The following is a 21,214-nucleotide window of genomic DNA, read 5'->3' as shown; positions in this document are numbered from 1 at the left end:
CCTTTTGCGGCGGCATTGGCCGTGTTCCTGGGGCTTTGGCCTTTCCTTGATTTGTTAGTGGTCTATTAGTGTTGCCCCTGTGCGGGGCGGCACTTACTTTCTTTGCCGCCGCAAAGAAAGATAAGCAAAGAAAGCGGCTAGAAGCCCCTGCTAAGTGGGCACCGTGGTCTGCCACGGGTAGTGGTGCGACTGGAATCCGTGTTCTCTCACATTCGGCGTTAGTGACAAAGGACTCATCAGCTCCCACTCCGCACTGCGTGCGTCGCGGACGGGTCTGCATAGGAAACCACGGGCTTCGATTGAGGTTTGTGCGAGCCATCGGCTTCGCCTCGGCGAGGCGCCACTGCACTCACTCCGGAACCCCGTGCGAGACGCGAACGTTAAAACGTAGCGATCGGTTTTATGAATGGCTCTTCGGCGCGCGCAGCGCCGCCGGAAGTATGACGCCCTTGTCACAAGCTTATGCAGCGGCACGAACACAGATTCCAGTCGCACCACTACCCTGTGCAGACCACGGTGCCCACTTAGCAGGGGCTTCTAGCCGCTTTCTTTTGCCTACTTTTCTTTGCGGCGGCAAAGAAAAGTAGGTGCCCCCCCGCACAGGGGGAACACTAATAGACCACTAACAAAACAAGGAAAGGCCAAAGCCCCAAGAACACGGCCAATGCCGCCGCAAAAGGCAAAAAACCCTAACTATTTCCTAGCAGCCAGATCCACCTCCAATCCCCCATCCCCCCCCATCCTCACAGTCCCCTTAGAAACATCCCTCCTATACCCATAAAGATCAAACCTCATAACCCCAGGATTAGAACTATCCCGAATAAAAGTCCTCGCATTCGTGACCAACGAATTAAACATCTTCACATCCCCAGACTCGATCCACACAAAACTCTTCGCCGCCCCAACAGGCGGCCTCGCAGCAACAACGGATGCATCCCGCTTGAACTTCAACACCAACCCCTCATCAGTCACCGTCGCACTAGCCAGCCGCCCCTGCAAAACGGGCGGCGGAAACACGGTGTACTGATCGAACACCAGTTCGTTACCCTTCAACGCCACACCCTTGCGCGTAAACGGCGTCAACGACGCCAACGGAATATCCAGCGCCCGCAGCAACCCCGCCTGCGGCACGCCCAACACCTTCACCGAGGTCGGCTCATAGACGAGATGCCGCTCATCCTTAGCCACGATCGTGCCGCTCATCGTCGTCGGCAACCACACGCCAGGAAAGTGATTCCACAACTTGATGCCACCCGTCACTTCCAACTTGCCGTCCACCGGCTTCAGCTGCAAATCGTTCAGCGAACGCGGCTCATAGTCGAGCAGATAGTCGTTGAACAACGCCGCCATCGCCGGCCACGGCTCGACCACTTCGCCGCCAATGATGCGAATGTCGTACTGGTCCGGATCGTCGAGGTCGACCGGTTGACCCGGCTTCTTCGGCACCATCTGCGCATCCAGCGATCGCACATGAAAACCGATTCGGCCCGATACGTAGAAGTCCACATTCTCGACGTGAATCAACGGCGCAGGTCCGGACGAGTGTCGCTCGTCGCTGATCGCGGAGCCAGGCGTCGCCATGCTCTGACCGGCAAACGCCGCCCGTGTGCCGACCGGGATCGCGCGTGCAACCGACGCCGTCCGCAACGTCTGCGGCACGTGTTGCCAGACCTGGCGCGCCTGCGCGAGCGACGCCTGCTGCGCGCGAATGAAACTGTCGTTAAAGCGTGCGCTCGCGCTGCCCATTTGCGTCGGCGCATCTTTCGACGCGCTGGCTAGCGTCGGATATGACGGCAAGTGCACGTCCAGTGCGCCCGCTTCGTCGAAGGTGAAGTAGCCCGCCGCCATCTGGTCTCGATAGTGATACAGGTCGAGCACGAAGGGTGCATTCGTATCAAGCGGGGTTAGCGCCATGTCGATGTTCATCGGCATCGAACGCATGAACTTCACGTCGCCGCCCTGCACCAGCATGCCGCGCGGTGGCATCGTCGCGGGCCAGTCGATCTTCGGCACCGTGCGGTCGTCGAGCGTGAAGCGCACACCTGCGGCACTGATGCTGATCTGCGTGATGGTCATGCGCAACGCGGGCGGCGGCGTGAGTTTGGCCACCTGCATCACGACGTCGTCGCCGTCGAGACGCGCGATCGGTGTGTCCACTTTCAACAGGTCGGCCATCTTCACGTGCGCGGCCTGCATCAGCTTGTCGGCGCCGACGCCGGCCACTTCGACGTGATCGGCATGGAACACGAGGTCGTCGGCGTTGCGCATCGACAGCGAACCGATCAGCACGATCGGCACCCACGTGTCGCGATGCATTTCGCCCGTGATGCGCAAAGTGCCGCCGTCTTGCGGCACCACTCGCATATTGCGCAACGGCGAGCCCTGGTACTGGAACAGATAGCGATTGAAGATCGCGGTGAGCTTAGCGCTGTCGAGCGTCACATCGCCGCGGTGGACATTGATCGTCACGCTGGTCGGATCGTCGAACACGATCGGTTGGCCGGCGCGCGCCGGAGTCAGCGTCGCCGCCATGTCGTGAATCATGAAGCCGATGTCGCCAGTCACGCGAAAGTCGACGTCGCGCGCGAACATCAACGAGCCGTCGATGCCGGAATCGCGCAGCGTCAGCGGACGGCTGCGCTTCTCGGTCATGCCGCTCGCGGCCGGCACGCGTGCGGCGACGCGCTGTTCGGCAGCAAGCTGTTTGGCCTTGACGAGTTCAAGCGAGGGGCGCGATGCGGAGGCAGGTTGATCGGTGCTCGCAACGGAGGTGCCGCTCGAAGCAGTAGCGACGCCGTTCGTGGCGTTAGCGGTGGGTCCCGGAGCATCCGGTTGAGATTTTGCCGTCAACAGGCTGTCGTTGTTGCTCACAGCGTTCGCTGCCGCGCTCGTTTGTCTCGACGGTGCGGACGCCGCATCGCCGGTCGTGGAACTCGCGTCGGCGCACGCGGACATCAGCAGTGCAGCCGTCACCAGCGCGGCACTGGCGCCAGCTCGCGTGCGCCACGTTTCTGCGAGCGGCGAGCGCGCCACTCGACGCGACAACATTCTTTGAAGCGGTCGCAGCGCGGGCTCCGCCTGCACGCCGTCAGCCGATGTTTCGCCCAATGCGTCTGTCTGTTTCATGATGTCTCCTCCTGAGGCCGCGGCGCGTCTTGTGCGCGTCCGGCACGGCATGGTCGGTCGCACATACGTCGGCTTTAAACACCGTGCCGCCGTTGCGCGCCTTTGACCTGATTGTCTTGATTTGTCAGCGCGCTGCCGACAAGATTTCTGGAGGACGCTCACCAAACGATCAAGCGTTTGAATCGCTACGACAAGTCACGGGAAAGCCCCACGCATCAGGCTTGAGCGCGCTGTACGCAGACGGGATTCAAACGGCATTCAGAACGCGATTCGGACGTGGAACGAGGGACGCGTGCATCGCGGAGCGCATGACGTACGCGTCAGGACAACAAAATGGCCGCAAATTCGAATGCGGCGCCGCAATAAAACTGCAGCGGGATGGCTGCCAGGGATGCTCAGGTTCGGCTTCGCGAAACCGGGCTTGGGCGCCCTTTCGGAGCTGTCCTTGAGTGAGTCGCAGTGATGCCGGTGAACTAGCGGTTAAGCGCAGCTCCGCTACACATCGCGACTAACCCACGCCGAGCCATTCCTGCATAACGTCCGGCCGCTTCACAAACGACGCGAGCGCATCGTCGAAAACAATTTCGCCGTGCCCCATCACCGCAACCCTGCTGGCGATGTCTTGCGCAATAACGAGCCGCTGTTCGATCAGCAGCATCGCCACGCCACGATCACGCAGCGTCCGCAGGCACCGCGCGACTTGCTCCATCACCAGGCTAGCCAGCCCTTCGCCGGGTTCGTCGATGACCAGCAGGTCGGGGTCGCCGAGCAATGCCCGGGCGAGCGTCAGCATCTGTTGCTCGCCGCCCGATAACACGCCGGCTCGCGTGCGCTTTCTCTCGCGCAAGACGGGGAACAGTTCGTAGGCGTCGTCAAAGGCGAAGCGCGGGGCACGGCCGCGCGCTTGCGGCGCCACACCGAGTTGCAGATTTTCGTGGACGCTCAGCGTCGGAAAAACGTCGCGATGCTCAGGCACGTACCCGAGTCCCAGGCGAGCGATTTCGAAGGTGCGCAGCCCGCCGAGCGCATGGCCGGCAAAACGCAACTCGCCCTCGCTGCGCACGAGGCCCATGATCGCGCGCGCGAGCGTCGAGCGTCCGGAGCCGTTGCGCCCGACCAGCGCGACGACTTCGCCGGCGTCGATCCGCAAGTTGACGCCGTGCAGGGTCTGGCTCGCTCCATACCAGGCGTTCAGCTGTTGAATGTCGAGCAGGGCAGTCATGGGTGGACGCTGTCGCCAAGATACGCAGCGCGCACAGCCGCATCCGCGCGAATCGCCGCCGGCGTGCCGGTCGCGATGATCCGGCCTTGCACCAGCACCGACACACGGTCGGCAATCGCGAACACGGCGTCCATGTCGTGCTCGACCATCAGCAACGTACGGCCGGCGGTGGTCGCGCGAATCAGTTCAATGGCGCGCGCCGCTTCGGCGCGGTTCATGCCGGCAGTGGGCTCGTCGAGCAGCAAGGTGTGCGCGCCGCCTGCAAGCGCAAGGCCGAGGTCGAGCGCGCGTTGTTCGGCATAGCTGAGCGTGCCGGCCTCGATATGTCTGCGCGCACTCAGCCCCACGGCTTCGAGCACCTGCTCGGCGCGCGCATCGACCGTGCGTGAGCCGCTGAAACGCTGCCACCAGCGCGTGCGGTCGCGCTCGGCCAGCATGGCCGCGCAGCGCAGGTTGTCGAATACGCTGAGTCGTGCGAACACGCTGGTGGTCTGAAAGCTGCGCGCGAGGCCCCGGCGCGTGATGGCGGCAGGCGCAAGACGCGTGATCTCCGCGCCGAACAGATCGATGCGCCCGGCGTTCGGGCGCGCGCCGCCGGCAATCAGATTGAATAGCGTCGACTTGCCCGCGCCGTTCGGCCCGATCAATGCATGACGCTCACCGGGCTCGATCGCAAGATCGACACCGCGCAGAATCCGCGTGGCGCCGATGCGCTTTTCGACGCCGTAGACCGCGAGGGCCGGGATCATCGCGCGTCTCCGGTGATCGGCGTGGCGCTGGCGCGCCCGGCAAGACGTGCTTGCGCGCGATGTGCATAGTGCGCGGCAAGTGCGCCTGGCGCGGCCAACATGCACACCACGACGCCGAGCCAGAGATGCGGCGAGGCCGGCTCCAGCGGCACGCCGATAACGCTGAACGCCGCGCCATCGGCAGCGCCGAATTGCACGGCATACGCCCACTGCACCGCGAGCACGACGGCCAGCGTCCATAGCACCGCCGAAGCCGCGCCCCATAGATACGCCTTGCCGCACACGCGCCAACCGTAAGCAGCGACGCGTGCCGTGTGCCGCTGCATGAAGCCCGCCAGTCCATCCGGCGAAGCCACCACGATCACGATAAAGAACAGGCCCAGATAGAACAGCCACGCCCGCGTCACGCTCGCCACCGCGACGCTGAAAAACGTCAGCACGATCGCCCCCGCGACCGGTCCGAAAAACGCACCTGTGCCGCCGATCACCGTCGCGATCAGCACGGCGCCCGAGCGCATCATGCCGACGCTTTCCGTCGACACCAGTTCGACATTGATCAGCCCCAGGGTGCCTGCGATGCCCGCAAAAAAAGCCGACATCACCACCACGCCGTAGCGGATGCGGCGCGGATAGCAGCCGATCGCGGCAGCGCGCGCCGGGTTGTCGCGCACGGCGTTGGCGAGCCGCATGAACGGTGTGCGCGACAACGCGAACATCGCGACGCTCGCCAGCACGCACCACAGCGCGATCAGCGCATAGGCCTCGCGCGCCGGGCCGAAACTCCAGCTTGCGAGCATCGGTCCACTCGCGCGATCGATCGGCACGCCCGCCTCGCCGCCGAACCAGTCGGGCAGCGTCCACGCGGCCGCAGCGACGAGTTCGCCGATGCCGAGCGTGATCATCGCGAAGGCCGTCCCTGCACGCCGCGTCGACACGAAACCGAACAGCACGCCGCACAATGCGCCGCCGATGCCGCCGATCAGCGGCAACAGCACCAACGGTGCACCGATGCGATTGAACACTTGCGCCGCGATGAGCGCGCCGAGGCCGGAATAAGCGGCATGACCGAAAGAAAGCAAACCCGTTTCGCCAAGCAGCAAGTTATACGAGAGCGCGAATACGATCATCGTCGCGGTTTGCGCGAGATAGGCGAGGAGCCAGCTTTGCGGCCAGACAAAAGGCGGCACGGCGAGGAACAAAACAAGCGCGAGCCACGGCGCGAATCTGTGCAACATCGAGCGCGGCTTGACTGCCGGCACAACAAACTTCTCGGGCGGCTCACGCATGATCGTCATGCCGTCCGAACAGTCCACGCGGGCGCAGCGCCAGCATGGCGACTAGCAGCAGATAGGGAATCAAAGGGGCGAGTTGCGCCAGCGTCAGCGTGTCCCATGCGTCCGGCAGCACGCCTCCGAATACGGCTGTGAGATCGCCCAGCGACACGTCGCTCGCTACCGCGAAGGTCTGCACGCAACCGACGATCAGCGATGCCGCCAGCGCCCCGCTCAACGAGCCGAGGCCGCCGATCACGACCACCACGAAGACGATCGAGCCGAGCGACTCCGCCATCGACGGTTCGATCACGAAGAGCGGCGCGCCGATCACGCCGGCCAGTGCGGCGAGCGCCGTGCCCGCCGCGAACACGCCGGTGAACACGCGCGGCACGTTGTGGCCGAGCGCCTCGACAGCGCTCGCATGCGTGAGCGCGGCGCGTACGATCAACCCCGCCTTCGACACGCGCAACACCGCGTAGAGCACCGCCAGCATCGCCAGCGATACCGCCATCATGAAGGCCCGATAGCGTGCAAAAGCGGCGCCGTAGAGGGTGAACAACGGTCCGTCGAGCACGGCCGGAACAGTCGCGCTAAGCGGACTCAAGCCCCAGCCGAGCTTGACCAGCTCACCGAGCAGATACGCGGCGCCGAAAGTCAGCAGCAACTCGGGGAGATGACCGTGCACACGCACGCGGCGCAACAGCCAGCGCTCCAACGCCGCACCGATCAGGCCGACGATCAGCGGAGCGATTACGAGCGCACTCCAGAAACCCGCATGCGCCGCCACCGAAAAACCGACGTACGCGCCGAGCATGTAGAAGCTCGCGTGCGCGAAATTCAGCACGCCGAGCATGCTGAAAATCAGCGTCAAACCCGCCGACAGCATGAACAGCAGCAGGCCGTAACTGACACCGTTCAGCAGATTGATGACGAACGACTGCACGCGCCTATTCCGCCTGCACAGCGACGGTCAGCGGTTCGAGCGCCGCGCGCAAGTCGGCGGCCAAGCTCACCGGGCGACGCGTGACGCGATCCACATACACGTGCACGAAATGCCCTTGAGCGACGGGTTGATCTTCGCCCGCCTTGAAGAGGCCCACCTCGTAGCGCACGCTCGAGGTGCCGAGGCGCACGACCCGCAAGCCCGCTTCGACGTGTTCGGGAAACACCAGCGGCGCGAAGTAATTGCAATGCGTCTCGACCACGAGGCCGATCGTCGCGCCATGCTCGAAATCGAGCACGCCGGCGCGGATCAAATACTCGTTCACCACCGTGTCGAAGTAGCTGTAATAGACGACATTGTTGACGTGGCCATAGACGTCGTTATCCATCCAGCGCGTGGTGATCGGCAGAAAATGCGGGTAGGCGCTGCGCGTGGCCGGTGCGGGTTTGTTCATCGCTTACTGCCCCGGTTTTTCGACGAACTCGAACGGCAAGCCGCGCCGCCGCATCCATTCGCCGAGCGCCTGACCGGTGCCCGCACGCCATGGACGCAATTTGGCCGGCTCGACCAGCCGGTATTCGAGCAATTCCGGCGACAGCGCGACCGTGCCGTATGCCTTCACGTGATACGCGATGATCAGTTCGTTTTTGCGGATGAATTCGTACACGCCGATCAATTCGACCGTCTCCGCGTGCAGCGAGGTTTCTTCCAGCACTTCGCGGGCAATGCCCTCTTCCGGCGTCTCGCCGTTTTCCAGAAAGCCGGTGATCAGCGCGAACATGCCTTCCGGCCAGGCGGCGTTGCGTGCGAGCAGAATCTTGCCCTCGTACTCGACGATCGCGGCCACCACCGGCAGCGGATTGTTCCAATGGACGTAGCCGCATTCCGTATCAGGGCAGATCTGGCGGATCCGGCCGCCTTCGTGTTCGGCATCGGCGCGCTCGATCAAAGGCGTAGCGCAGCGCGGACAAAATCGATGTTCGGTCATGGCGAGTGGGGCGTCTTTTATGGTTTGTGTGCAGCGTTGTTCAGTGTTGAATGTCGTACTGCGGCGGGTTCAGCAACTCGTGCGCGATGCTGTTTGTACGCCTCGTTCCTGGTTCCAGCTTCCGGTTCAAGCTCACGATGCCAGGCTGGTCGCACGCGCGGTCATTGCGGTTTCAGGCCAGGCACAAATCGCGTACTTCCGCGGCGAAACGTTCGACGGTTTCCGGCTGCGTATCCCAGGCGCACATCAGCCGGCAACCGCCCGCGCCGATGAACTCGTAAAACTTCCAGCCGCGCGCACGCATTGCCTTGGCGGCCTGCGCCGGCAATTGCGCAAAGACCGCGTTCGATTCTCGCGGAAACATGATGCTCACACCGGGAATTTCCTGCAACCGCGTTTCCAGCAAGGCCGCCATTGCATTCGCATGACGCCCATTGCGCAGCCAGACGTCGTTGTCCAGCAGTCCGAGCCACGGCGCGGAGATGAAGCGCATTTTCGAGGCGAGTTGGCCGGCCTGCTTCAGACGGTAGGCGAAATCGTCGGCGAGCGAGCGGTCGAAGAACACCACAGCCTCACCGACCGGCAAACCGTTCTTGGTCCCGCCGAAGCACAGCACGTCGACGCCCGCGCGCCACGTGATCTCGGACGGATGCACGTCGAGCGCCGCGACCGCGTTCGCAAAGCGCGCGCCGTCCATATGCACTTTCAGATGACGCCGCTTGGCGATGGCCGCGATCGCGCGCACTTCCTCGACGGTGTAGACGGTGCCTACTTCCGTCGATTGAGTCAGCGTGACGACCTTCGGCTTCGGGTAATGAATATCGGCGCGGCGCGTGACGACCGCTTCGATCGCATCCGGCGTGAGCTTGCCGCCGACGCCCGGCGCGGTCAGCAGCTTCGAGCCGCCGGAGAAGAATTCCGGGCCGCCGCATTCATCGGTTTCGATGTGCGCGAGTTCGTGACAGATCACCGAGTGATACGACTGGCACAGCGACGCCAGCGCCAGCGAATTGGCGGCCGTGCCGTTGAACACGAAAAACACTTCGCAATCGGTCTGGAACAGATCCCGCAGACGGTCGCAAACCTGGTTGGTCCAGGAGTCGTCGCCGTAAGCGGGTTCGTGACCGCTGTTGTTGGCGGCGATCAGCGCGTTGAGCGCTTCGGGACAGATGCCGGCGTAGTTGTCGGACGCGAAATGTTGCATGGCTGGCGACGCGCCCGGCGACGGGCGCGCTGAGATGACGGGAAAGCCGTCATTTTAGTGCGCCGGTGAGTTATTTGTTTTTTGGCCTGGAATTGGCCTCGCGGGCGGTTCAACGGGCCCATACGTTCCTCGCAAGGCGGGGGACGAACTTGCCTTGCTGGTGCTTGAGCTTGTGCGTGCACGGGTTCTTTTGACGCCGCGGAATGGGCCAACCGGAAAGACCGTTAGTTGCAGCCGCAATCGGGCATGCGGCCACGGCCTCGCGGCATGTGTGCCACGACGATCAGGCCGACCGCGCCCAACAGCAGCGTCCCCGCCGCCAGCCACAAGGCCGGCGAAAAAGACCCCGTGTGCTCGGCGACCGGCGCGGCCACCAGCGGGCCGACAATCTGCCCCACGCCGTACGCCGCCGTCGCATAACCCATCAGGCCCGCCGCTTCGTCGCCAAGCAGACGCCGCGCCTCACGCATCGCGAACAGGGTGATGGCCGTAAATGGCAGGCCGATCAGGATGCTGCCGAGCGAGAAACCGCCCGCCGTGGGCCAGACGATGCCGAGCGCAATACCGGCGGCTTGCAGCACGTAACAACCGGCGAGCAGCGTGCGATTGTCCCAATGCACCGGCAGGCGGGCCGCGAGCAGCGCACCGACGATCAGGGCCGCGCCGAACATCGGCCAGAACAGATCGGGCCAGGACGAACCCGGCAGCGCATGGCGCGCGATCACCGGCAGGAACGTCGCGGTGATGATGTAGCCGAAGCCGGGCACGCCGTAGAGCAGGATCAGCCAGAAGGCGTCAGCGCGGTGCCAGGCGTGGTTTGTAGAGGCGCGCTGACCTGCGGGCGAGGCTCGCCGAGTGGCAGTGGTTGCCGGGCCTGTGGCGCGCGTCGCGTCTCCTGGGGCGGTCCGGAACACGGGCCAAACCAGGATCGAAAGCACCGCCCCGATGAGTCCGAAACCGATCCAACCGACCGTCGCGCCATAGCCGCCCGCAGCGCTAACCAGCAGACCCGTTCCGACAATGCCCATGCCCGGGCCCGTATAGATCACCCCTCCCCACCCATGCGCGCCGAGTTCGGCGAGGCGCCGCAAGCCCCACTGCGAGGCGAACACGAAGGTCCAGGCGCTGACCGCGCCGGCGACGAAGCGCACGACGGCCCATACCCAGAATTGGCTTGTTACGCCCATCGCCAGCGTCAGCAGGACCGTCGCGACAAGTCCCACGCGCACCATGCGAGCCGGCTCGACCCGCAGCGCCGCGCAGGTGATCGCGCCGACGAAATAGCCTGCGTAGTTGGCCGATGCGAGCCAGCCGCCGTGCTGGATGTCGATCTGCGGCTGCCCGAGCGCGCTGCCGTGAAGCATCAGCGGCAGGAGCGGCGTGAACGCAAAACGGCCGATACCGAGCACCACGGCCAAGGTAATCATGCAGGCAAGCGCCGCGCGGCGGGCGGCGTGACGTTCGGTAGCGGTGTCTTGCGCGCTGGAAGCGAGATCGATCATGAGCATCACGGATAGTGGAAGCGGGCCGGCAGCTGCCGGTTTGTTGAATCCATATTAGCTTGACCTTTCAATCACGAAAAATGAATAATTAGGATATCAACCATCGCCAGGAGAGAATCGTGGATCTGGCCGCTTTGACCATTTTTCGTGCTGTGGTGCGGGAAAACGGCGTGACGCGCGCCGCTGCCAAGCTCAATCGCGTGCAATCGAACGTCACGACGCGCATCAAGCAACTCGAGGAGCAACTGGGCACCGACCTGTTCATCCGTGACGGGCGGCGCCTTGTTCTGACCCCGGCGGGCGAGACACTGCTGCCCTACGCGGAGCGTTTGCTCGCGCTCGCCGACGAGGCGCGCCATGCCGTGCGCGAAGATCGGCCGAGTGGACGCCTGCGTTTGGGCACGATGGAAAGCGTCGCGGCAACGCGTCTGCCCGGATTGCTCGCGAGTTATCACCAGCGGTGGCCGGATGTCGCACTGGAGCTCGAAACCGGTACGACCGGCAAGCTGATCGAGCGGGTGCGCGAATTCGAGGTGGATGCAGCGCTTGTGGCGACGCCGCAGGATCCTGCCGCGCTCGGCGAATTGTTCGAGACGGTGCCGGTTTTTCGCGAAGAGCTGGTGATGCTGTCGCCGCGTGGCCATCGGCCGATTCGCGAAGTACGGGATATTGCTTTATCGACGCTGATCGCGTTCGAACGCGGCTGCGCTTACCGCGCGTATATCGAGAAGTGGTATCTGGAGCATGGCGTGAGGCCGGCTCGCGTTCTGGAGCTCGGTTCGTATCATGCGATCGTGGCTTGTGTCGCCGCCGGCGCGGGGGTGGCCGTGGCGCCGCGATCCGTGCTCAATCTGCAAACGGATGCGAGCAATATCGCGGTTCATGAGCTTCCGGATATTGGTGTGATCGAGACACTGCTCGTCTGGCGACGAGGGCATTTTTCGTCCGCGCTCAATGCGCTGCGGCAAACGCTTGTGTCGGCAGAGGATACGGTGGAGTTGCCTGCCACTACACCGGTAGGCGTTGCTTGAATTTTTACTTGATGCTTTGTCTGCGTGGCTGGGAACGCTAACCGCCAACGCTATCGGCAAGGTTGATGCGCGGCAAGACACGCTACGACACGCCAAGGCCAGAAACAACTTGGGCCACGTGGGACGCCAAAACCACCAGCGTCCCGCATGGCCCAATCAAACTCAAATCAAAGCTGGGCTTCGACCCAACCCTTCACACCTGCCAGTGCCGCCGGCAGATTCGCCGGTTCGGTGCCACCCGCTTGCGCCATATCCGGCCGCCCGCCGCCCTTGCCGCCGACTTGCTGGGCAACGAAGTTGACCAGTTCACCAGCCTTGACCTTCTTGCTGGCGTCCGCCGTCACACCGGCGATCAGGCTCACCTTGCCGCCCTCGACCGAGGCCAGCACGATCGCCGCGCTCTTCAGCTTGTCCTTCAGCTTGTCGACCGTCTCGCGCAACGTTTTCACGTCCGCGCCCTCGAGCGTTGCAGCCAGCACATGCACGCCGGCCACTTCGATTGCCTGACCGGCAAGCTCATCGCCCTGGCTCGAAGCCATCTTCGACTTCAATGCGCTCAGTTCCTTCTCCAGCGACTTCACCTGGTCCTGCACCTGCACGATCCGCTGCGTCAATTCCGACGGCTGCGCCTTCAACACGGCCGCTGCCGCATTGATCCGCGCGTCGAGATCCTGCACGAAGCGCACAGCGTTGTCGCCCGTGATCGCTTCCACGCGACGGATACCGGCAGCCACGCCGCCTTCCATGACGATCTTGAAGAGTCCGATGTCGCCCGTGCGATGCACGTGCGTACCGCCGCACAACTCGCGCGAAAAGCCGAGGTCGAGCACACGTACTTCGTCGCCGTATTTTTCGCCGAACAGCGCCATCGCGCCGCCCTTCACCGCTTCGTCGAACGGCATCACGCGCACGATACCCGGCGCGTTCGCCAGCACTTCCGCGTTGACGATCGCTTCGACCTGACGGATCTGTTCGTCAGTCATCGGCGCGTTGTGTGCGAAGTCGAAACGGGTTTTGTCCGCATCGACCAGCGAACCCTTCTGCTGCACGTGCGAACCGAGTACTTCGCGCAGCGCCTTGTGCATCAGGTGGGTGGCCGAGTGGTTGCGCTCGGTGCGGGCGCGACGCACCGCATCGATTTCCGCCTTCACGACGTCGCCGACTTTCAGCGTGCCCTGCTCGAGGGTGCCGTGATGGCCGACCACGTCCGCCTGTACCTTCAGCGTATCGGCTACCGCAAAGCGCACGCTCGCGTTAGCCAGCACACCCTGGTCGCCGACCTGACCACCCGACTCCGCGTAGAACGGCGTGTGGTCGAGCACGACGACCGCCTGCTGGCCGTTGCTCACTTCCTTGACCGACGCACCGTCGACATACAGCGCGATCACTTTCGCGTCGTCGAAGATGATTTCTTCGTAGCCGTGGAACGTGGTCTTCGCGCCCGAGTATTCGAGGCCCTGCGCCATCTTGAACTTGCCCGTCGCGCGCGCCTGTTCGCGCTGACGCGCCATGGCTTCGTCGAAGGCGGCTTCGTCGACCGTCACTTCGCGCTCGCGGCAGACGTCTGCCGTCAGATCCAGCGGGAAGCCGTAGGTGTCGTGCAGCTTGAACGCGAGTTCGCCGTCGAGCGTCTTGCCGCCCTTGGCTTCCAGATCGGCCAGCGCGCTTTCGAGAATCGACATGCCGTGCTCGATAGTCTCGAAGAAGCGCTCTTCTTCCTGACGCAGCACGTCGGTCACGCGTTGCTCGGCTTCCTTCAGTTCCGGATAGGCGCCGCCCATTTGCGCGACGAGGTCCGGCACCATGCGGTGGAAGAACGAACCCTTCTTGCCCAGCTTGTAGCCGTGGCGGATCGCGCGGCGCACGATACGGCGCAGCACGTAGCCGCGGCCTTCGTTGCCTGGAATCACACCGTCGACGATCAGGAACGAGCAGGCGCGGATGTGATCGGCGATCACCTTCAGCGAGTTGTTCGTCAGATCGGTCACGCCGGTTTCGCGGCCCGCGGCCTTGATGAGCGCCTGGAACAGGTCGATCTCATAGTTGCTGTGAACGTGCTGCAGAACCGCGGCGATACGCTCGAGCCCCATGCCGGTGTCGACGCACTGCTTGGGCAGCGGCGTCATGTTGCCCTGGGCGTCGCGGCTGAATTGCATGAACACGAGATTCCAGATCTCGATATAACGGTCGCCGTCTTCCTCAGGCGATCCCGGCGGGCCACCCCAGATTTCCGGACCGTGGTCGTAGAAAATTTCCGAGCAAGGGCCGCACGGCCCGACGTCGGCCATCTGCCAGAAGTTGTCAGACGCGTAGCGCGCGCCTTTGTTGTCGCCGATGCGGATGATGCGCTCGACCGGCACGCCGACTTCCTTTGCCCAGATGTCGTGCGCTTCGTCGTCTTCGTGATAGACGGTGACCCACAGCTTGTCTTTCGGCAGCTGGTACACGCCGGTCAGCAATTCCCACGCGTAGTGGATCGCGTCGCGCTTGAAGTAGTCGCCGAACGAGAAGTTGCCCAGCATTTCGAAGAACGTGTGGTGACGCGCGGTGTAGCCGACGTTTTCCAGATCGTTGTGCTTGCCGCCAGCGCGCACGCTGCGCTGCGCGGTTGTGGCGCGCGCATACGGACGCGATTCCGCGCCGAGGAACACATCTTTGAACTGCACCATTCCCGAATTGGTGAAGAGCAGTGTCGGGTCGTTGCCGGGCACAAGGCTCGACGAGCGAACGATCGTATGGCCCTTCGATTCGAAGAACTTGAGGAATTTCTCGCGGATTTCGGCGGCTTTCATAGCGTGCGGGGGACGGGTTTGCCAGTTCCCTGGCTGTTACCGGCGGCATCATGGGGATGCGCCAACTGTTTGTTTCTTAAACGACTGATTATACGGGATCGGGGCCCGTGCGCGGCGACGGCCCTGTCCCGCCTTGATCCCGATAGCCATTCGGCCAGGTTTGGCCGGGTAGCGAGTGACATGTCAAGACGCGCCGCGCGTCCTATGCCGTTCGGCCGAGTGCGCCTGCGCACGGGAATCGCTTAAGATTGCCCCCATCCGCGGCGCCACGCGCGCCGCTTTGGCATGGGACCGGAGTAAGCGCTAAAGCGCTAACTCCGGTCGACAAAGGAGACATTGAAGAATATGGGCGCTCTCAGTCATATCCGCGTGCTGGACCTCACACGCGTGCTCGCCGGGCCTTGGTGCGCGCAGACGCTTGCCGATTTCGGCGCCGACGTGATCAAGATCGAACGGCCCGAAGTCGGCGACGACACGCGCCACTGGGGGCCGCCGTACCTGAAAACGCCGGAAGGCGCCGACACACGCGAGGCCGCCTATTACCTCGCGGCCAATCGCAACAAGCGCTCGGTCACCGTCGACATCGCTTCGCCCGAAGGCCAGCGGATCATCCGCGAACTGGCCGCGCAAAGCGACGTGGTGCTGGAGAACTACAAGGTCGGGCAGTTGAAGAAGTACGGCCTCGATTACGCGTCGCTGAAGGAAGTAAAGCCCGATCTGATCTACTGCTCGGTGACCGGCTTCGGGCAGACCGGCCCGTATGCGCAGCGCGCCGGCTACGACTTCATCGTGCAAGGCATCGGCGGCTTCATGAGCATCACCGGCGAGCGCGACGGCCAGCCGGGCGGCGGTCCGCAAAAGGCCGGCGTCGCGATCGCCGATCTGATGACCGGCATGTATTCGACCATCGCCGTGCTCACGGCGCTTACGCATCGCGACCGCACGGGCGAAGGTCAATACATCGACATGGCGCTGCTCGACGTGCAGGTGGCCATGCTGGCCAACATGAATTCGAATTACCTGGCGAGCGGCCAGCCGCCCGTGCGCTGGGGCAATGCGCATCCGAACATCGTCCCCTATCAGACCTTCCAGACGAGCGACGGCTGGATCATCGTCGCGGTCGGCAACGACGGCCAGTTCCGGAAATTCGTCGAGGCGGGTGGGCGCGCCGAACTCGCCATTGACGAGCGATTCGCGACCAATCCGGCGCGCGTGCGCAACCGCGACATCCTCGTGCCGATTCTGGCCGACATGGTGCGTCTGCAGGGCAAACAACAATGGATTGCCGCCCTGGAAGCAGCCGGTGTGCCGTGCGGACCTATCAACGATCTGGGCGAAGTGTTCGAGAACGAGCAGGTGGTGGCGCGCGGGCTGCAGGTCGATCTGCCGCATCCGTCGGGCGGCACGGTCAAACTGGTGCGCAATCCGATCAATATGAGCGGCACGCCGCCCGAAGCGCTCTCCCATCCGCCGACGCTCGGCGAGCACACCGACAGCATCCTGCGCGATGTGCTCGGCTATGACGAGGCACGGATTGCGGTGTTGCGGGACCAGTCGGTGATTTGAGGCCCGGCTGCGTTGTGGGCGAGTGGTCTGGCAGTCGGCTGAGCCGGTGGCAGTTTTCAGCGGAGCTGGCGATGGTGGCCAGCTCACTCGCCGCTCGAATCTCAGCAAATCAGGCGATCACCGCTGCTCGCCTAACGAAGCCAGCCAGCGCCGCCCCTCTTCCCAATCGCCGAGGCCGCTGTCGGCATTGATGTGGCCGCGCGGCCCGATGTCGATCCAGCGGCTGCCCCACGCGCTCGCACACGTCTGCGAAAACGGCACGCCGCCGTATGGATCGTCGCTGCTCGACACGACGATGCTCGCGAACGGCAGGCGCACAAGAGGCACCGGTGCAAAGCCGCTGGCGTCCTGCGGAAAATGTGCCCCGGAGGGATCGGGCACGGCCACCAGTAATGCACCGGCCACTTTGGCCAACTGCTCAGTGCTCGCGTACTGCGACGCCCAGAAAGCGGTCGCGAGGCAGCCAAGGCTGTGCGCGGCGAACACCACCGGCGATTCGGCTGCGGCCACTGCGGCGTCGAGCGTGCGGCACCACGCGTCGCGCGTCGGATGGTCCCAGTCGGGCATCTGCACGCGCGCGAAGGCGGGATCGAGTGCTTCCCAAAGCGTCTGCCAGTGGCCCGTGCCGGAATTCTGATAGCCTGGCAGCACAAGTACGTTTAGTTTTTGTCCGCTCATTGCGTTCCCCGTCGCAGTTCGTTTTTCAAGTTCGCTTTCACTCAATGCATCACACGACCCACACCCACGCCGCGCGGATCCGCCGCCGGCTCAGGCGTCGTCCCTTCAACGCGAATCATCTGCACATCACCGTTAAACGACTGCCCTTCCAGCGCGTAGCCTCTGGCTTTTAGCTGATCTGCCAACTCGCCCGTGATCGGATGATACGGCTCGAAATAGATCGTCTTAGGCGGCAACAACTGATGATGGAACCGCATCGCAGCCAAAGCGTCGGCAGGCGCCATGTTGAAATCGTACAGGTTAGTCATGACCTGGAAGATCGACGTCAGGATTCGCGAGCCCCCCGGCGTGCCGATCACGAGCGACACCTTGTTGTCCTTCAACAGGATGGTCGGCGTCATCGACGAAAGCGGCCGGCGTCCCGGAGCCACCGTGTTCAGATCGTCAGCCGTTGCGCCGGGCGTGCCGGCGGCAGCCGGTTTGGTGACGAAGTCGTCCATCGCGTCATTGAGCAGGAAGCCGCCGCCGTCCACCACCACGCCGGAACCGAAATCCCCGTTCAGCGTGTAGGTGTTCGACACGGCGTTACCCCACTTGTCGACCACCGAAAAATGCGTGGTTTGCGCTTTCTCCGGCATCACGTCGCCGAGGCCGCCTTTAACGGGCGTGGCGCCCGGCACTTCGTCGGGTTTCACTTCATCGGCGCGTTGCGCGAGGTAGGCGTCGCTGGTCAGTTTGTCGACCGGCACCTTGTACGAATCGGGGTCGCCAATGTATTGCTGGCGGTCAGCGAACACGCGGTCTTCGATCTGCGCGATCAGATGGATATACGGCTCGGAGTTCAACTCAAGGCCTTCGAACGCCGGCTTCAGATCTGCCTTCATCTTCAGCATCTGGATCAGCCCGACGCCGCCCGAACTCGGCGGCGGCGCGGTCACGACCTGGTAGCCGTTCCAGTCGGCGGTGAGCGGCTGACGCCAGACAGCCTTGTATTGAACCAGGTCCGGCTTCGTGACCAGACCGTGGCCGTACATCTGCTGCGCGATCAGATCGGCGGTGCGGCCTTCGTAGAATTCACGGCCGCCGTCGCTGGCGATGCGCGAGAGGGTTTGCGCGAGTTCCGGCTGGCGATACATCACGCCCGCCTTCAGGTTCGAGAAGTAGGCGTCGAAATTGGTCTTGCCGGCGAAACTCTTCGCCGCCGCGTCGTGACGCTGCTGCAACCCCTGGTCGACCTGGAAGCCGTCGGTGGCGTAACGGATCGCGGGCGCCAGCACCTGCTTCCATTTCAGCTTACCGAAACGCTGCTGCGCTTCCCACATACCCTCGACGGTGCCCGGCACGCCCACCGCGCGATGGCCGACGAGGCTCATACCCGGCACGAGGTTGCCTTTATCGTCGATGTACATATCGCGGGTCGCCTGTTGCGGCGCGCGCTCGCGGTAATCGAGAAAATACGGCTTGCCGTCCATGAACAGGGTCATAAACCCGCCGCCGCCGATATTGCCCGCGTCCGGACAGGTCACGGCCAGCGTGAAGGCGATCGCCACCGCGGCGTCCACGGCGTTGCCGCCGGCGGCGAAGATCTGCTGGGCGGTGTCGGCGCTGTAGCGATCCGGCACGGCCACCGCCGACGCGTCCAGCACGGCCTTTGGCGGCGGCGTTTTCGCGAGCGCGGGGGCCGGCGCGACGACGCTGCCGGCGAGCGCGGCGAACACGGCCGTAGCCGTCACGATCCGTGCGAAAGACAAAGGGGCAAAAGGCGCGCGAGGCGCGTCATGTGACGGGACGGACATCCGAGAAACTCCGGGAACTAGGAGCGCCATGTTGCACGAACGAAAAGCGTCCATGCCAGGGCGGCTCAATGGGTGAGGCGGCCTGCACACCCGGCAGCACTGCGCTCGGCGCTACGCGGCGGGTACAGGCAGCGCAATCCGAAACGGCTTGAACGGGGGCGCGGGTGTGCGGCGAGGCTGTCTGGCTTGCGCCGCACGGGCGCAAAGTGGCGCCGGGGGAAAAATCCGTGGGCGAACATCATGTTGCCCGTGCGCGGCGCGTGGAGAGTGCGCCGCCCGCATCGTAAGTCGCCACGGACCGCGCAAACAAAACGTTTTACCTCCTGTTACAGCACATTAAACGCAGCTTGCAGGATCTCGTCCTGCCCCCAAAAACCGCCCGAAACCGCTCAAACGTTGGCTGCGCGCCGCACTCGCCTGCCGCGAGCGAACGCGTCAGGTAGAATTGACGGATAAGTGGGCGCATTGCGCGTCCCCGACAGACTTTCACCTTCTCGCATGAATACCGAACGCAACGACGCGCCAGCGGCATCCAATTTCATCCGCAACATCATTGACGAAGACAACCGCACCGGCAAGTGGGAGCAGCGCGTCGAAACGCGCTTTCCGCCCGAGCCGAACGGCTACCTGCACATCGGTCACGCCAAGAGCATCTGCCTGAACTTCGGCGTGGCGCGCAGCTACGGCGGCGTGTGCCATCTGCGCTTCGACGATACAAATCCGGAAAAGGAAAGCGTCGAGTACGTCGACTCAATCATCGACTCCGTGCGCTGGCTCGGTTTCGAGTGGGAAAAAGGCGGCAAGGAACAGCTCTACTTCGCGAGCGACTACTACGACAAACTGTACGAATTCGCCGAACTGCTGATCGAACGCGGCAAGGCCTACGTGGACAGCCAGTCGGCCGAAGAAATGCGCGCGAACCGCGGCTCGGCTTCCGAAGTCGGTACGCCGTCGCGCTTCCGCGACCGTTCGGTGCAGGAAAACCTCGACCTGTTCCGCCGCATGAAAGCCGGCGAGTTCAAGGAAGGCGAACACGTGCTGCGCGCGAAGATCGACATGTCGTCGCCGAACTTCAACATGCGTGACCCGGTCATCTACCGCATCCGCTTCGCGCATCATTACCGCACCGGCGACACATGGTGCGTGTACCCGATGTACGACTACACGCACTGCATTTCGGACGCGCTGGAAAACATCACGCATTCGCTGTGCACGCTCGAATTCGAAGACCACCGTCCGCTGTACGACTGGATTCTGAACGAGCTGGCCGAAGCCGGAATCTTCACGCGCCCGCTGCCGCAACAAATCGAGTTTTCGCGCCTGAACCTGACCTATGCGATCACCAGCAAGCGCAAGCTGCTGCAACTGGTGACCGAAGGCCATGTCGAGGGCTGGGACGATCCGCGCATGCCGACCATCGTCGGTGTGCGCCGCCGCGGTTTCACGCCGGAAGCGATCCAGTTGTTCTGCGAGCGCATCGGCGTCACCAAGGTCGATTCGTGGATCGACATGAGCGTGTTCGAAGGCGCGCTGCGCGACGATCTGGACGACAAGGCGCCGCGCACTGCTGCCGTGCTCGATCCGGTCAAGCTGATCATCGACAACTTCCCTGAAGGCGTGACCGAGCCGTGCAATGCGCCGGTCCATCCGCATCACCCGGAAATGGGGGTTCGAGAATTCCCGATCTCGCGCGAACTGTGGATCGAACGCGAGGACTTCACCGAAACGCCGCCGAAGGGCTACTTCCGCCTGTTCCCGGGCAACAAGGTGCGCCTGCGCTACGGCTATGTGATCGAATGCATCGGCGCGGACAAGGACGAGAACGGCAACATCGTCGCAGTCCACTGCAACTACTTCCCGGACAGCAAATCGGGCACGGAAGGCGCGAACACCTATAAGGTCAAGGGCAACATTCACTGGGTCAGCGCGGCAGGCGCAGTCCCGGCCGAAGTGCGCATCTACGACCGTCTGTTCAAGGAACCTCAACCGGACGCCGGCGGCCGCGACTTCCTCGAAGCGCTGAATCCGGATTCAAAGCGCGTGGTCAACGCCTACCTGGAACCGGGTGCGCGCGACGCGCTGCCCGAACAGCGCTATCAGTTCGAGCGCCACGGCTATTTCGTCGCCGACCGCGTCGATTCGAAACCGGGCAAACCCGTATTCAATCGCATCGTCAGCTTGCGCGACAGTTGGGGCAAGCCGGCGTAAGCTGGAGCCACTACAGCGCGAAGCGCATCTGACGTTGCCTGGCCGACGTCAATTACGGCGTGCATTTCGCAAGCGGGATGCACGCCGTTTTCGTTGCATCATGTTCCATCGACAGTGACAGCGCGGCATCCGTGC

Annotated in this window: 15 protein-coding genes; 3 read left to right on the top strand and 12 right to left on the bottom strand. The window is 63.6% G+C overall.

Annotated elements, in window-relative coordinates:
• Window positions 1–693: 693 nt before the first annotated feature.
• The 9 genes from KHO30_RS22150 to KHO30_RS22110 all read right to left on the bottom strand — a co-directional run bounded on the left by KHO30_RS22150 (window position 694) and on the right by KHO30_RS22110 (window position 11,008).
• Complete coding sequence (locus tag KHO30_RS22150) at window positions 694–3,048, bottom strand: hypothetical protein (RefSeq protein WP_211702419.1); 2,355 nt, start codon at window positions 3,046–3,048, stop codon at window positions 694–696.
• A 586-nt stretch (window positions 3,049–3,634) separates the two neighbouring features.
• On the bottom strand, window positions 3,635–4,348 hold the full coding sequence (locus tag KHO30_RS22145) for an ABC transporter ATP-binding protein (protein ID WP_211702306.1): 714 nt from the start codon (window positions 4,346–4,348) through the stop codon (window positions 3,635–3,637).
• The gene (locus KHO30_RS22140) at window positions 4,345–5,097 is read right to left on the bottom strand and encodes an ABC transporter ATP-binding protein (protein ID WP_211702304.1); all 753 of its coding nucleotides are present in this window, start codon (window positions 5,095–5,097) and stop codon (window positions 4,345–4,347) included. Before KHO30_RS22140 ends, KHO30_RS22145 begins: the two co-directional genes overlap by 4 nt.
• A complete protein-coding gene (locus KHO30_RS22135; RefSeq protein ID WP_244864107.1) occupies window positions 5,094–6,332 on the bottom strand; it encodes a branched-chain amino acid ABC transporter permease in 1,239 nt (412 codons plus the stop codon). Before KHO30_RS22135 ends, KHO30_RS22140 begins: the two co-directional genes overlap by 4 nt.
• Window positions 6,333–6,375: 43 nt before the next feature.
• Entirely contained in the window at window positions 6,376–7,314 is a 939-nt protein-coding gene (locus KHO30_RS22130) for a branched-chain amino acid ABC transporter permease (protein ID WP_211702302.1), read from the bottom strand.
• Window positions 7,315–7,318: 4 nt separating this feature from the next.
• Window positions 7,319–7,768, bottom strand: coding sequence for an acyl-CoA thioesterase (locus KHO30_RS22125; protein WP_200618432.1), 450 nt, complete (start codon window positions 7,766–7,768; stop codon window positions 7,319–7,321).
• Between the two features lie 3 nt (window positions 7,769–7,771).
• Window positions 7,772–8,302, bottom strand: coding sequence for an NUDIX domain-containing protein (locus KHO30_RS22120; RefSeq protein WP_054036317.1), 531 nt, complete (start codon window positions 8,300–8,302; stop codon window positions 7,772–7,774).
• 172 nt (window positions 8,303–8,474) lie between these two features.
• The gene (locus KHO30_RS22115; protein WP_054036315.1) at window positions 8,475–9,506 is read right to left on the bottom strand and encodes a threonine aldolase family protein; all 1,032 of its coding nucleotides are present in this window, start codon (window positions 9,504–9,506) and stop codon (window positions 8,475–8,477) included.
• Between the two features lie 224 nt (window positions 9,507–9,730).
• Window positions 9,731–11,008 carry a YbfB/YjiJ family MFS transporter gene (locus KHO30_RS22110; RefSeq protein ID WP_211702300.1) on the bottom strand — a complete coding sequence of 426 codons (1,278 nt, stop codon included), beginning with the start codon at window positions 11,006–11,008 and terminating at the stop codon, window positions 9,731–9,733.
• A gap of 119 nt (window positions 11,009–11,127) precedes the next feature.
• Between KHO30_RS22110 and KHO30_RS22105 the strand changes: the two genes are divergently transcribed.
• Window positions 11,128–12,039 (top strand): LysR family transcriptional regulator, encoded by a 912-nt coding sequence (locus tag KHO30_RS22105; protein WP_200618429.1) that lies wholly within the window; start codon window positions 11,128–11,130, stop codon window positions 12,037–12,039.
• A 167-nt stretch (window positions 12,040–12,206) separates the two neighbouring features.
• Here the strand turns inward: KHO30_RS22105 and alaS are convergent, their stop codons facing one another.
• The gene (gene alaS, locus KHO30_RS22100) at window positions 12,207–14,831 is read right to left on the bottom strand and encodes an alanine--tRNA ligase (protein WP_211702297.1); all 2,625 of its coding nucleotides are present in this window, start codon (window positions 14,829–14,831) and stop codon (window positions 12,207–12,209) included.
• A 345-nt stretch (window positions 14,832–15,176) separates the two neighbouring features.
• On the opposite strand from alaS, the gene KHO30_RS22095 reads away from it, so the two are divergent.
• Window positions 15,177–16,397: a CaiB/BaiF CoA transferase family protein gene (locus tag KHO30_RS22095; RefSeq protein WP_211702295.1), complete on the top strand. Its 1,221-nt coding sequence runs from the start codon at window positions 15,177–15,179 to the stop codon at window positions 16,395–16,397.
• Window positions 16,398–16,514: 117 nt separating this feature from the next.
• Here the strand turns inward: KHO30_RS22095 and KHO30_RS22090 are convergent, their stop codons facing one another.
• A complete protein-coding gene (locus KHO30_RS22090; protein WP_200652457.1) occupies window positions 16,515–17,075 on the bottom strand; it encodes an RBBP9/YdeN family alpha/beta hydrolase in 561 nt (186 codons plus the stop codon).
• A 41-nt stretch (window positions 17,076–17,116) separates the two neighbouring features.
• Window positions 17,117–18,871, bottom strand: coding sequence for a gamma-glutamyltransferase (gene ggt, locus KHO30_RS22085; protein WP_211702293.1), 1,755 nt, complete (start codon window positions 18,869–18,871; stop codon window positions 17,117–17,119).
• Window positions 18,872–19,369: 498 nt separating this feature from the next.
• Between ggt and KHO30_RS22080 the strand changes: the two genes are divergently transcribed.
• Window positions 19,370–21,079 carry a glutamine--tRNA ligase/YqeY domain fusion protein gene (locus tag KHO30_RS22080; protein ID WP_200618425.1) on the top strand — a complete coding sequence of 570 codons (1,710 nt, stop codon included), beginning with the start codon at window positions 19,370–19,372 and terminating at the stop codon, window positions 21,077–21,079.
• Window positions 21,080–21,214: the final 135 nt, after the last annotated feature.

The organism is Paraburkholderia aspalathi (genome assembly GCF_905220735.1).
In the GTDB taxonomy this organism is placed as follows: domain Bacteria; phylum Pseudomonadota; class Gammaproteobacteria; order Burkholderiales; family Burkholderiaceae; genus Paraburkholderia; species Paraburkholderia aspalathi.
This window is presented reverse-complemented; position numbering and strand designations above follow the sequence as displayed.